Annotated in this window: 7 protein-coding genes; 3 read left to right on the top strand and 4 right to left on the bottom strand. The window is 67.8% G+C overall.

All coding sequences use genetic code 11. The annotated features are described in order from the left end of the window. Positions 1–65: 65 nt before the first annotated feature. Both F0U63_RS00430 and F0U63_RS00425 read right to left on the bottom strand, forming a co-directional pair. On the bottom strand, positions 66–704 hold the full coding sequence (locus F0U63_RS00430) for a cyclase family protein (RefSeq protein WP_395842547.1): 639 nt from the start codon (positions 702–704) through the stop codon (positions 66–68). 93 nt (positions 705–797) lie between these two features. Further along, positions 798–1892 (bottom strand): glucose 1-dehydrogenase, encoded by a 1095-nt coding sequence (locus tag F0U63_RS00425; RefSeq protein WP_395842545.1) that lies wholly within the window; start codon positions 1890–1892, stop codon positions 798–800. A gap of 175 nt (positions 1893–2067) precedes the next feature. Between F0U63_RS00425 and F0U63_RS00420 the strand changes: the two genes are divergently transcribed. Continuing rightward, complete coding sequence (locus F0U63_RS00420; RefSeq protein WP_395842543.1) at positions 2068–2613, top strand: hypothetical protein; 546 nt, start codon at positions 2068–2070, stop codon at positions 2611–2613. 75 nt (positions 2614–2688) lie between these two features. Continuing rightward, positions 2689–3879, top strand: coding sequence for a cytochrome P450 (locus F0U63_RS00415; protein ID WP_395842541.1), 1191 nt, complete (start codon positions 2689–2691; stop codon positions 3877–3879). Between the two features lie 84 nt (positions 3880–3963). On the opposite strand, the gene F0U63_RS00410 is transcribed toward F0U63_RS00415, so the two are convergent. Together F0U63_RS00410 and F0U63_RS00405 are read right to left on the bottom strand one after the other, a co-directional pair. Next, positions 3964–9321, bottom strand: a complete 5358-nt coding sequence (locus tag F0U63_RS00410) for an AAA family ATPase (protein ID WP_395842538.1) — start codon at positions 9319–9321, stop codon at positions 3964–3966. 37 nt (positions 9322–9358) lie between these two features. Continuing rightward, complete coding sequence (locus F0U63_RS00405) at positions 9359–11356, bottom strand: protein kinase (RefSeq protein WP_395842535.1); 1998 nt, start codon at positions 11354–11356, stop codon at positions 9359–9361. Positions 11357–12497: 1141 nt separating this feature from the next. Here F0U63_RS00405 and F0U63_RS00400 point away from each other — a divergent pair. Then, positions 12498–13208: an iron-containing redox enzyme family protein gene (locus F0U63_RS00400; protein WP_395842533.1), complete on the top strand. Its 711-nt coding sequence runs from the start codon at positions 12498–12500 to the stop codon at positions 13206–13208. Positions 13209–13225: the final 17 nt, after the last annotated feature.

Below are 13225 nucleotides of genomic sequence, written 5' to 3'. Positions count from 1 at the left end.
TCACGGAGGCGCTGGGAATCCTCCAGATGTCCGCATGCCGACCCTCCGGCGCGCCGGGCGGAGGGTTACCCGAGGGCCGAGTCCCGGAGCGTGCGCACCAGCGCCCGCGCGGGCGAGCCCCACTCGGCCTTCACCTTCAAGGGCAGACACACCAGCTCGTGCACGCCCACCTTCACCTCGCTCAGGTCCAGGCCCTCGATGAGCCACATCCCGGCCTCGCGCAGCAGCTGGTGCACGCCGAGGCCCTCCGCGTGGAAGCCCGCGCGCGACACGTAGTCCACGCCCACGCACGCCACGCGCCGCTCCACGAGCAGCCGCGCCGCCGCGTCCGACAGCATCACGAAGTCCTCGCCGTGCGGCCGCTTCCACCACTCGCGCGAGGAGTTGCGCGTGCGCAAGAGCAGCCGCTCTCCCTCGCGCGGCTCGTACTCGGCCAGCGAGTCAGCGCGGATGCAGTCCACGTCATCCAGGTGCAGCACGCGCGCCTTGCCCACCGTCGCGCTCAAGGGCAGCCGCTCGGTGTCCTCCAGGTCCAATTCCAGACTCGGAGGCGCCGTCACATACGTCCCCATCCACGCGGCCCGCTTCAACCACTCGGCCTGTTGCGCGGCGCTCTCGGGCAGCGACGCCCGAGCCGCGGCCACTTCTTGTCCGGACGGCTCCTCCGCGAACGGTATCGAGATGTCCAGCCAGGCTCCTTGCATGCGTTCCTCCTCGAGTGGTCAGACGGGCCCCCCCGCATCTCACCCTAAACCCCCGCCCCCCAGCGAGGCGAGGGACGCATTGTCACCCGCTTCTCACCCTCGGGAAAAGACGATGACGTCCTTGACGCCGCTCTTTTTGTCACCATCCACCACCTCGGCGTAGTCCTCGGGAGGATGGCGCGCGGTGATGAGGGATTCGAGCGGCCCGGACCACTTCTGCTGGAAGTGCCGCAGGTCCTCCAGCGCCGCGTCGAAGTCCTCCGCCGCGGCGTTCACCGTGCCGAGCAGCACCTGATTGTCGAGCACCACCCGCTTCATCAGCGCGCCCTCGTCCACCTTCTGCTTCTCGCTCGGCGGCACGCCGGTGAAGACGAACACCCCGTTGGGCGCGAGCCCCTTGAGCAGCTCGAAGGCGGCACTCGCCACGCCCGCCGCCTCGTACACCACGTCCGCTTTCCCCCGCTGCTTCACGAGCTCCTTCACGGGGTGCTCCTCGGAGGACACGTAGGGCACACCCACCGCCTCGCTCAGCTCCGCCTTCTTGTTGGGCTTGCGGGAGTGCGAGTACATGGTCGTCTGGTAGCCCGCGCGCACGAGCGCCATGGCCCCGAGCAGCCCCACCGGCCCGGCGCCCAGCACCACCGCGTGCGAGGCCCGCTCGCCCTTGAAGGGCACCCGCTGCTGGATGAGCTTCACCTGGCGCAGGCTCTTCTCCGCGATGGTCAGCGGCTCGGTGAGCACGGCCACCTCGCGCAGCTCGCGCGGCACCCGGTGCAGGTAGCGCGCGTCCTCCACGAAGAACTCCGCGCAGAAGCCGTGCGCGCCCTGAATCCCCCGCTCCGTGTACTCCCCCGTCACGCAGAAGTCCGAGTGGCCCTCGCGGCACGGCGTGCACTGCTCGCTCGGACAGGGCCGGCGCACCCGCGGCACCACGAGGTCCCCGGGCTTCAGGTCCTTCACCGCCTCGCCCACCTCCACCACCTCGCCCAGGCACTCGTGGCCGACGATGAGGTAGTCCTCTCCCTCGGGTGCCGCGCCATGCTCGCCCCGCGCCACCTCCCGGTCCGTGCCGCACACCCCCACCTCCAGCGTCCGCACCCGCACCTGCGTGGGGGAGCCCAGCCGCGGCTCGGGTACATCGATGACCTTGACCTCGCGGTCCTTGAGGAACACCGCTACCGCCTTCATCGCACCACCTCCCGTGGGCCCCTGTCGTGCATCACCTCGCCCCCGGGTGCAGCCCCCTCGTGTGCGTCCCCCGCGGGTGGTGGACACTCGGCGGCCCCGGATGCGCACCGGTCAACAGGGCCGCCCACGCGTTTCTCGCGTGCCCTGACCCCGGGTCCAGGTCTATGAGGGGAGCGTGAGCGATACCCCGTCCCCGAAAACCTCCTCACGCTCCCTGTTCATCGGAGGCGCCAGCTTCCTCCTGCTCTCGGTGCCCTTCTTCGTCTTCGGCCTGGGCTTCCTCGACACCAAGGCGCGCATCGAGCTGAAGTGCGAGCGGGGCGGCCCCTGCACCCATACCCGCGTGGGCTGGCTCACGCGCGAGGCGCCCACCACCTTCCAGCTCGGCGAGTTGCAGGGCACGCGCATCGATCGGCGCCGCAGCTCCCGGGGCGAGGACGAGAGCATCTACCGGCCCATGCTCGTCACCACGCGAGGCGACTTCCCCATCGCCGCCCACTGGATGGAGCAGGAGAAGCAGGCCCGGAGCGCCACCGTCTCGGTGGATCGCTTCCTGAACACGCCCGGAGCGCCCGGCTTCAGCATGTGGCACGACGACCGGCCCCGCGCCAGCCGCATTGGTGTCCTGTTCACCGCGACGGCCAGCCTCGTGATGCTCTTCGGGCTGTGGCTTACCTGGCGGGCCGTGCGCCGCCGGGGCGAGGAGCGCCGCGCGAGTTGAGCCGGGCCCCCTCCTCCTCCAGGGGGTTCGAAGCCTAACGTTGCCCTCCGGTGCCGAGCCCTGGAGGAGTGCGCCATGATGAACCTTCTGTCCGATGACATGCGCCGCGATCCCTATCCCGCGTATGAGCGGGCGCGCGACGTCTCTCCCGTGCTTCACGAGCCGGGCGCGGATGTGTGGATGGTTTTCGACCACGAGGGCGTCAAGCGCGCGCTCCACGAGCACGAGACCTTCAGCTCGGTCGTGTCACCGCCGGACAACAAGACTTCCCGCTGGCTCGTCTTCACCGATGCACCGCGCCACACGAAGCTGCGCGCCCTCATCATGCGAGCCTTCACCCCGCGCGCCGTGGCCAACCTCGAGCCCCGCATCCGGGAGTGGTCCCATCAGCTCCTGGATGGGCCGCTCGAGCGGGGGAGCATGGATCTGGTCGAGGAGCTGGCGGTTCCCCTGCCGCTGTGGGTGATCACCCAGATGTTCGGCGCGCCCCAGGAGGATCTGCCACGGTTCAAGCGCTGGAGTGATGTGATCATGGCCCTGAGCTACTTCCTCGCGGGAGGAGCGGAGGCCGAGCGGGCGGGGCGGGAGTTCCGCGCGGTGACGGACGAGATGCAGGTGTATCTCACGGAGCTGATTTCCCAACGGCGGGCGGAGCCGAGGGAGGATCTGCTCACCCAGCTCGTCGCGGCCGAGGTGGATGGCGAGCGGCTGACGGAGGAGGATCTCCTCGGCTTCTTCCAGTTGCTGCTGTCGGCGGGGCACGAGACGACGACGAACCTTCTCAGCAACGCCCTGCTCTGCCTGCTCGAGCATCCAGAGCAGCTCGCCCGTCTGCGGGCGGACCCGGGCCTGTTGCCCCTGGCCATTGAGGAGGTGCTGCGCTACCGCTCGCCCGTCCAGACGATGTTCCGCGTGACGAGGCGGGATGTCGCGCTGCACGGCCAGGTGATTCCCGCCGGCAAGCTGGTGATGCCGATGATTGGCTCGGCGAATCGGGACCCGAGGAAGTTCCCCGACGCGCACCGCTTCGACATCACGCGAGACCCCAACCCGCACCTCGCGTTTGGCCATGGCATCCACTTCTGCATCGGGGCACCGCTGTCACGGCTGGAAGCGCGGATCGCCCTGGGCGTGTTCCTCGAGCGGGTGAAACACTTCGAACTCGCGAGTGACACCCCCTGGGAACCGCGCCGGGCCATCCACGTGCACGGCCCCGTCCGCCTGCCCCTGCACCTGGAGGGAGTCAGGCGAACCACACGGCCCTGACACTCCATTTCGTCCTCGGGCGTCTCCAAGAGGTGGACAGTCGCGAGGTCGCTGAAATCTTCATCGGGTGATGTGCACGAGCCCTCACCCTCGGGGCGCGCGCTTGGGCAGCTCGATGATCATCTCGGTGAACTCCCCCTCCACGGACTCCATGCGGAGACTCCCCTGATGGCCTCCCACGATGATGTCGTGGCTGAGCGAGAGTCCGAGCCCGGTCCCCTCCCCGACTGACTTCGTCGTGAAGAAGGGATGGAACACCTTGTCACGCAGCTCACGGGGAATGCCCGTGCCATTGTCGCGGATCCTCACCCGCACGGTCTCCCCGAGATCCTCTGTGCTGGCCTCGAGCCGGGGAGTGAACGCCTCTCCCGACAGCTCCTTCTTCCGCCGCAGCGCGTGACAGGCGTTGTCCACCACGTTGATGAACACCCGGCGGATCTCCGGCACGACCAGGTCCACCTCTCCCACCCGCGGATCCAAATCCTTCCGCAGCTCGAGCTGGAAGTCCGGCTCCCTGGCGAGGAACGCGCGGTGGCTCAGCGAGATGCTCTCCTCGAGCACGGCGTTGAGCTTCGCGGGCTCCCGAGTGCCGGTCCGCTCCCGCGAGTGCACCAGCATGCCATTGATGATCTGCGTCGCGCGCCCCCCGTGCTCCTGGATCTTCTCCACGCTCTGCCGCAGTTGCGCGAGCACATCCTCCAGTTCCTCCGTGCCCTTCCACTCCGGCCGCGCGGCCAGTTCCTCCTCCATCTCCTGCGCGAACTCCTCCGAGAGCACCGCGAAGTTGTTGATGAAGTTGAGGGGGTTCTTCAACTCGTGGGCAATCCCCGCCGTCAGCGAGCCGAGCGAGACCAGCTTCTCCTGGGCCATGAGCTGCTTCTGCATGTCCCGTAGCTGCGCCATGGCCCTGCCCAGCTCCTCGTTCTTCGCCTGGAGTTCTCGCGTGCGCTCGTCCACCCGCTGCTCCAGCGCGTGGCCGCGCTCCTCCGACTGAGCGAAGAGGAACGCGTTGCGCAGCGCGAGCGCCGCCTGGGCGCAGAGCACACGGAGGGCCTCCAGCCGGCCCGCATTGAAGGCTCCCGTAGTGCTGTTGTCCTCCAGGTAGAGGATGCCCACCAGCTCGTCCTGGTGGAGCAGCGGCGCACAGGACACCGACCGGAGACGCCGCTCCATCACATGGGCGTCCTGGGTGAAGAGTCCCCGCGCCAAGGCGTCCTCCAGCACGATGCTCTCGTGCGTGCGTGCCACGGAGTGCACGATGGCGGCCGGCAACAGGGCCGTCCCCTCCACCGGCTCGGAGAGACGGAGGGTCGAGGCCAGCTCGGCCCGCTGCTCGGCCACGATGACGAGCCGTCCCCCCCGCGCGAGCACGAGCAGCCCCCGCTGGGCACCGGTGCTCTCGAGCACGCTCCGCATCAGCCGCTCGATCAGTGGCTCGAACAGAAGCTCTCCGGAAATGGCTCGCGCGGCCTGGCTCACGGCGGCCAGCTCCCGCACCTGTCCTTCCGTGCCACTCACGGAACGATTGCTCCCGAGGGAGCTCCGGGCCTCCAGGGGCGCTCGCTCGAAGGCCTCCGGGTAGCGTTTCTCCAGATCAGCCACCTTGGCCGTGGCGCCCCAGCGGCCGTATGCCACCGCGGCTTCCCGGAAGCTGTCGTGGGCCAGCCGGCTCCGCCCGAGGGAGAGGAAGAACTCTCCCTCGAGTTCATGGCCCAAGGCCTCCTCGTTCCAATAGAGATTCTCCCTCGCGCTCGCGATGGCCTGCTCGTAATACCCGGCCGCCGCGGGTGAATCCCCTCGCACGCGGGCCCGCTCGGCCTCCACCAGGTGATAGCGGTGCAACGAGTTCATCGGTGCGTTCTCCGCCCAGCGCTTCAGCCGCTCCTGGTTCGCCGCGACCTTCTCCAGGTAGCGCACCCGCTCCGGCTCGGAGGCGCCGCGGTACGCCGAAAGCAGCGCGAGCGACTGATGAAAATTGAATTCCAGATAGGCGAGCTGGCCAAAATGGCTGTGCACGTACGGCTCTCCCGCCTCCGACATGGCGACCGCCAGCGCCGGGTCCCGGAAGTAACAGGCCAGCACGGTCTTCAGCAGGTAGATGCGTGAGATGCCCTTGTTGTACCCCGTGGCCTGGAAGGCGGGCAGTTCCGCCTCCTCGTCGAAGGCCTCGCCCTCGAGGCGCGTGGGATTCCCGGAGCGGCCCATCAAGTTGAAGCAGGCCTGCTGCACCGGCCTGATCGCGAGCATGCCCACCTTCAACTTCCACTGATCCAGCAACTCCAGGGCGCGCGCGTTCTCCCGGACCAGCTCGTCGAGCGACTGGCCGGCGAAGAAGCCATGGGTGGAGAGGCTCATGGCGCAGTAGGCGATGAACTCCACGTCTCCGGCCTCCACGGCGGCCAGGATGGCCTCCCTCAACAGGGGAAGCGTCTCTCGCAGGTGCCTCTTCCAATGGAGGATGTAGCTTGCCCGGACCATGGACACGTTGGCCTCGAGGTGTTTCGCGCCGGTGCGCTCGAGCAACTCCATGGCGACGTCGCTGTAGAGCAGGCCGGTGTCCACGTCATACAGACGGTTCGCCAGCGTCGCTCCATAAATGGAGTAGAAGATCGGTGCCTCGCGCGCATTGCCATGCAAAAGGCACAGCTTCATCATCTCCATCGAGACGAGCTCCTGCGAATAGCCCGTGTTCATGAAGAGCGCCGGCATCAGTCTCATGGTGGCGTTGCAGGTTGCCATCCAGCGGGGATCGGTCATCGGAGGCAGGTTCAACAGCGCCTCCTTGCTCCAACCCTTCATCTGCTGCCGCATCTGGGCGAGGAGCTTGTCGAACTCCGGCGGGGACAAGCGCGTGGGGAGCTCCAGCCCCAGCAGCTCCAGGATCTTGTGGCTGTATTCGATGGCCCGCTGGATGTCCTTCTCCGCCCACGCGAAGGCGATCCGGGTGTTGTAGACCTTCACCTGATCCAGCGGATCACTGACCCTGGCGAGCACGAATTCACAGAGCGCCTCGCCCGGCCCGGTGCGGGAGTTGAGGTTCTCGGCCTCCATGGCCTCCAGGTGCAGGTCGAAGCAGAGCGGATAGTGCCGCGTCCACGCGTCACCTGGCAGGAAGGACAATCCCGTGGAGAAGAAGCGCAGGGCCGATTCGAACGCCGCGCGGGCCTTGGCCTTCCTCCCCGCCAGGAGATTGAGCCGCGCCACCTCGCAACGCTCCGCCTCGTCCCTGACGAAGGCACATCCCAGATTGAACTGGTGGGCCAGTTCGAGCGCCTGCTCCTCCACCTGCTCGGCGGGCGTATGTGCCAGCAGGAGCCGCCCGATCCGCAGGTGCAGCTCCGCACACGTGCCCTCCGGGATGGTGGAGGAGATGGCCTGTTGGACACACGCATGCACGAAGCGGTACGTGACGTCCGCCTTCGCTCCCCGCTCCGCCAGCCACCAGTCGGTGTCCAGGGGAAGGATGAGACCTGCTTCCATGGCGGGGTACAAGGCGGCGGCCGTTGCCGCGGGTGGCTGTTCGCGCACGGTGGCCAGGGACGCGAGCTGGAACCGGTTGCCGATGCACGCGGCGAGCTCCAGCGCATGCCGCGTGTCCTCGGGCAGCTTCCGAAGCCCGCGTGTCAGCCATGGGAGGACGTCACCGGCCGGCCCTTCCGCGTGGAGGGCCTCCATGTCCCAGGTCCACTCGGCCGCCTCCGGGCTGAAGTCGATGAGTCCATCCTCGTAGAGCGTGCGCAGCAGCTGTCCGATGAAGAAGGGGTTGCCCCTGGAGCGCTCCCAGAGCAGCCGCGCGAGTGGCGCCGCGCGTCCGGCGTCCCAGTGGAACATGTCCGAGACGAGCTGAACCACGTGGCCAGGTTCGAGCGGAGGCACCGTGAGGGAGGTGACGCGCGTGCCGTGCTGCTCCAGCTCCTCCTTCATCCGCGACAGGGGATGGGGACTCCCCACCTCGTCTTCGCGATAGGCGCCGACGAGCAACAAATGGTTCAGCCGCGGCTCCATCAGGAGCGTGCGGATGAGCTGGAGCGAGGCCGCATCCGCCCACTGCAGCTCATCGAGGAAGAGCACCAACGGGTGTTCCTTCGAGACCAGGGCCGCCACGAAGCGCGGGAACACGACATCGAAGCGATTGCGTGCCTCCTGGGCGAACAGTCCGGGCACGAGCGGCTGGGGACCGATGAGCTGCTGGAGCAGGGGCAGCACGTCGGTGATCACCTGGCCGCTGTCCCCCAGGGCCTCGGAGATCCGCTGGCGCCAGGAGTCGCGCTGCTCCTGGCTCAGGTTCAACAGCTTCTGGAGGAAGTCGGAGAAGCCCTGGAGCAGCGGTGCATGGGGAATGTCGCGCCGGAGCGGGTCGAACTTCCCCGAGACGAAGTGGACGCGTCGCTCCAGCGTGGGCCGCTGGAGCTCGTGGATCAACACGCTCTTGCCCGCCCCCGGCTCTCCCCCCACCAGCACGAGCTCGGCCGGTCCACGCGCCACCCGGTCGAGTGTCTTCAGGAGCAGTTCCACCTGGGGCTCACGGCCATAGAGCTTGCGCGGGAGCTGGAACTGGCCGGGGACATCCTCCTGGCCCAGGACGAAATCCCGCCGCCCCGTCTCCAGCTTCGGCTCCCGCTTCGAGGCGTTGAGGCAATGCTCCAGATCCGCCTTGAGCCCGAGGGCACTCTGGTACCGCTCCTCGGCCATCTTCGCGAGCAGCTTCATCACGATGTCCGAGAAGGGGCGGGGAATGGCGGGGTCCAGCTCATGCGGAGCAACCGGCCGCTGGGCGATGTGCAGGTGGACGAGTTCCATCGCGTCCGCCGACTCGAAGGGAACCCGGCCCGTCATCATCTCGTAGAGGGTGACGCCCAGGGAGTACAGGTCCGAACGGGAGTCGATGACGCGGTTCATCCAGCCGGTCTGTTCGGGCGAGAGGTAGCGCGGGCTCCCCTCCAGGAGGTGAGCAGCGAGCACACCCGGCGCCTCCCGGGGCAACAGCGAGGCCCGGGCGAAGTCGATGAACCGGACCTCACCGCTCCTGGGTTCGATGACGATGTGGCAGGGGTTGACGTCCTCGTGGATGAGCTGGCGCCGATGGAGGGAAGCGAGCGCCGCGGCCAGCTTGATGCCGAGTTGGAGGGCCTCGTCGGGGTGGAGCCGGCGCTCGTCGAGGAGGGAGCGGAGCGACCGGGCACCGGAATCCTCCATCACGAGGACCCAGCTGCTCCGCACCGGCTCCAGGGCCAGGAACACCACCGCGCCATCCCCCGAGACCCTCCGGCCCAGCTCGTACTCGCGCTGGAAGCGGACCGTCTCCTCGAGGCTGGGAGACTCCCGTGCCAGGAGCTTGAGCACCACGGGCCGCCCATCACTCTCTCGATGCCCTCGGTAGACCAGGGTTCGAGCGCTGCCGTGGAGCCGTTGCTCCAGCGTGTATCCGGAAATCCCCAACACCACTCACTCCTCGAGCCGCGTGTCGAGGGTCGAACGGCTACCCTTCTCCACTCGCCCTGGAAGGAGGCAACTGCTGGCCATTGCCGATCAGCACGGAAGCGGTCGACTCCGAGGTGGACACCTCTTCCTTCTCCTTCTTCTTGTAGTAGCGCACGTCGTAGACGGTCACCGGCTCCTTCGTTCCAGGCAGCTTTCTCTCGCCGGCCCCCACGCACTCGAAGCTGCCCTCCACCTGCTGACGAAGGCTGTCCCGGATGAGGATCTGATCCCGCTCGGCCGATGAGGCCAGCCGCGCCGCGGTGTTCACCGCGTCCCCGAGCACCGTGTAATCCAGCCGGCCCAGCCCCTTGGCGCCGATGCTGCCGGAGAGCAGCTCCCCCGAGTCCAGACCGATGCTGGCCCCATGGACATACGGGGACTGCTCGCCATAGCGCGAGGCCATCGTCCGCAGCTGATCCCGGGCCGCCAGGCAGGCCACCAGCGCCCGCTCGAGGTGCCCCGACTCGCGGAACACGGCCATCACCGCGTCGCCCACGAACTTGTCCACCACGCCGCCCCGGGCGAGCAACTCGGGGACGATGACCTCGAAGTTGGCGTTCAGCCTCCGGATGACGGCGTCGGGCTGCTCCTGGCGCGTCACCGGCGTGAAGTCCTTCACGTCGATGAAGGCCACCGTCGCCTCCACCCGCTCTCCCGTCACCACGTCCGGGCCGCGCAGCAGGGGCAGCGCCCGCTCGATGATGCCGCTGTGGACGAACATCCGGAACAGGAGGTTCTCCTCCATGGAATGCAGCATCTGGCGCGACGTCTTCACGTGCTGGATCGTCTTGGTGATCGTCACCTCGAGATCCTGGAAGTCGATGGGCTTGACGAGGAAGTCGAACGCACCGCGATTCATCGCCACGCGGATGTTGTTCATGTCGCTGTAGGCGGAGACGATGATGACCTTGACGAGCGGATTGACCTCTCCCACCCGCGAGAGGAACGTGAGCCCGTCCATCCGCGGCATGTTGAGGTCGGACAGCACCACATCCGTGTCGGGATGCTGGCGCAGCTTCTCCAGGGCGTCCTCGCCATCGCAGGCGAAGACGAACTCGTAGAGCGACTCGCGGATCTGCTTGCGGAAGCGCTGCTTCATCAAGAGCTGCACATCCGGTTCATCATCGATGACCAGGATCTTCGCCGCCCGGGAGGCACGGCGCTGATCCACCAGCGCGGCGAAGGCCGCCGCCATCTCGCTCGCGGACTGGAAGCGGCGCGCGGGCTCCGTTTCCAGGGCGCGCTTGAAGAAGGCATCCACCTCCTTGCCCAGCTCGGGCAGCAGGCTCGAGGGGGACTCGGCGACGAGGGAGGCTCCCCGGGAGACGAGCGCGCTGGGGGCGTCATCGCGAAAGGGGAAGAAACCGGTGAGCGCCCGGTAGGCCACCACCGCGAGCGACCAGAGATCACTGCGGTGGTCGATGCCGGCTCCCCCCAGTAGCTGCTCGGGGCTCATGTAGCGCGGCGTTCCCATCACCTCGCGAGGCGGCTTCATCGCGACCGCGCCGCTGCTGCCCAGCCGCGCCAGCCCGAAGTCGAGCACCTTCACCACTTCCTCGGTGTCGACCCGGGCCAGGAAGAGGTTGGCGGGCTTGAGATCCCGGTGGATGATGCCCGCCGCATGCGCGGAGGCCAGGGCCTTGGCCACCTGGTTGAGCAGGGAGGAGACCCCCGCCAACGGCAGCCGGCCCTGCCGGCCGAGCCGGGTCTCGAGATCCTCTCCCTCGAGCAGCTCCATCACGATGTAGGGCGTTTCCTGATCGACGCCATAATCGTGGATCTGCACCACGTGCGGGTTGTGCAGCCGGGCAACCGCCTTCGCTTCCTGCTCGAACTGGTAGCGGGCCGAGGGCGAGGCGACGAAGTGCGGGGCCATCAGCTTGACCGCGACCCGCCGCTGGAGTTGCGAGTCCAGGGCCACCCAGATGGCCCCCATGCCACCACCCCCCAGGTTGTGCTCCAAGCTATACCTGCTGGCAATCAGGCGTCTGGACATGGACAAGCGCTTCGAGGCCTCGCTGGAGGGTGACCAGTTGGGGGTGAAACGTGACAGCGGCCATCACGTTGGGAGCGCATCATGGCACAGTCTCCCGCCGAAGTAGAGCAGGGCTGGCGGGCCCCTCTCCCCTGGAAAAGGGTTGCGAGATGATGCACTTGCTCGCTCCTTCCGCTCCCCAGAATCCCGGGCGGCGCTCGTGGGAACAGGGCTCGAAGGAACATGCGGCGGGGCCCGCCACTTCCCTCTCCAGCCGATGGAGAGCGATCCTCCGCCCCCGAACCTCGCCTACCGAGCAGGCATCCCCGGGCCTACCCAACGGTCAGGCCATACGCTCGTGGCCACCTGCCGAGTGTGTCGGCCTTCGTGACAGACATTCCTCCAATCACCGCGGTGGCGCTGGACACCTCCAGCGCATCGACGCCTGGCGATGTGATTGCGACCAGGAACCGTGGGACCGCCATGGGCAGGCTTGAGCTCGCAAGACGCGACCTGAAAGGGACGGAACGAACGGAGGTGTGTTTTTTACAGGGTGCCCACGCCATTGTCCTGGAGTCGGACCCCACTCACTTCTCCATCTCCTTGAAATCACTCGTGTTTCAAGCGTCACGAGGGCTCGGCACGACGAATGCTATGACCCTTCCCCGTGGTCGACAGGGGTCGACACGAAGTACGGGGCAGGTCGGGCAGTACGGGGCAGTACGGGGTTGGGCGGGTCGGGGCAGTACGGGGTTGGGCGGGTCGGGGCAGTACGGGGTTGGGCGGGTCGGGGTAGTACGGGGCAGGGCGGGTTGGGGCAGTACGGGGCAGGGCGGGTCGGGGTAGTACGGGGCAGGGCGGGTTGGGGCAGTACAGGGCAGTACGGGGTTGGGCGGGTCGGGGCAGTACGGATGTGACGAGCGGCGAAAGCCACTCGAGAAGACGGCTCGGGGTATGGGGAGAGGGATTGGGGAGCCGGTCCTTGACGGCACAGTCAAGTCGCGAGGACCGGTTTGCCCGCCCCATCAGAAGCGCGTCTCTTGTCTCAGGGGCTCGGCGAACTCGGGCCTCCGGCGACGAAGGAGAGGAATGAAGGCACGGCGCGGGGCTCACACCACCCGCGCACCGTGTCCCTCTCCCGAAGCCCGAACAGGAGACGTCCATGTCCACGTCAGACGAAAACCCTCCCTCGATGAAATGGATCAGCACCTTGGAGCACGAGGCGCGCACGCTGTTGGATGCGTTGGACACGCATCCCGCCGCCCGGCGGCTCTTCGAGGGAAGCGTCGACCCGGAGAGCTACGCGCATTACCTGGTGCAGACGTACCACTACGCGCGGTGGAGCACGCCGCTGCTGGCCGAGGCGGGTAAGCGCATGCTGCGTCTGGGCCGGCACACCGCCTTGGGACAACTGCTCCTCCGGAAGGCTTCCGAGGAGCACGGGCATGAGCGCTGGCTGCTGGCGGATCTGAGGAACCTGGGCTGGTCGGCCGAGCGCATCGAGCGGACGGAACCCAGCCCCGCGGTCACCGCCTACGTCGCGTGGAATCGCTTCACCTCGCGCCATGGCAGGCCCGAGGCGTTCCTCGGCACGGCCTACGTGCTGGAGTACCTGTCCGTGCACCGCGCCAGCCAGGCCGTGGAGCGGCTGCTCGCGGCTGGACGCATTCCCCGCATCCACAAGGCCGTCACCTTCCTGCGCGCGCACGGGAGCGCGGATGTCGGGCACGTGGAGGAGCTGACGTCCCTGCTGAGTCCCCTGACGGACCCGGAGGAGCAGTCCGCGCTGCTGCTGTCCGCGCGCACCACCCGCGTTCTCTATCTGGGACTCTTCGCGCAAGGAATGCACGAGGACGCGGCGCATACCCATTGAGGGGTAGGCTGGAGTGC

Origin of the sequence: Cystobacter fuscus (assembly GCF_044360685.1) — a bacterium.
Taxonomy (GTDB): domain Bacteria; phylum Myxococcota; class Myxococcia; order Myxococcales; family Myxococcaceae; genus Cystobacter; species Cystobacter fuscus_C.
The sequence above is the reverse complement of the archived record's forward strand: the minus strand, read 5'-3'. Positions and strand labels throughout refer to the sequence as shown.

Excerpts from the sequence above, each read along its gene's own strand:
- F0U63_RS00415 (WP_395842541.1), top strand. The coding sequence starts at position 2,689 with ATGATGAACCTTCTGTCCGATGACATGCGCCGCGATCCCTATCCCGCG.
- F0U63_RS00425 (WP_395842545.1), bottom strand. The coding sequence starts at position 1,892 with ATGAAGGCGGTAGCGGTGTTCCTCAAGGACCGCGAGGTCAAGGTCATC.
- F0U63_RS00400 (WP_395842533.1), top strand. The coding sequence starts at position 12,498 with ATGTCCACGTCAGACGAAAACCCTCCCTCGATGAAATGGATCAGCACC.
- F0U63_RS00405 (WP_395842535.1), bottom strand. The coding sequence starts at position 11,356 with ATGTCCAGACGCCTGATTGCCAGCAGGTATAGCTTGGAGCACAACCTG.
- F0U63_RS00430 (WP_395842547.1), bottom strand. The coding sequence starts at position 704 with ATGCAAGGAGCCTGGCTGGACATCTCGATACCGTTCGCGGAGGAGCCG.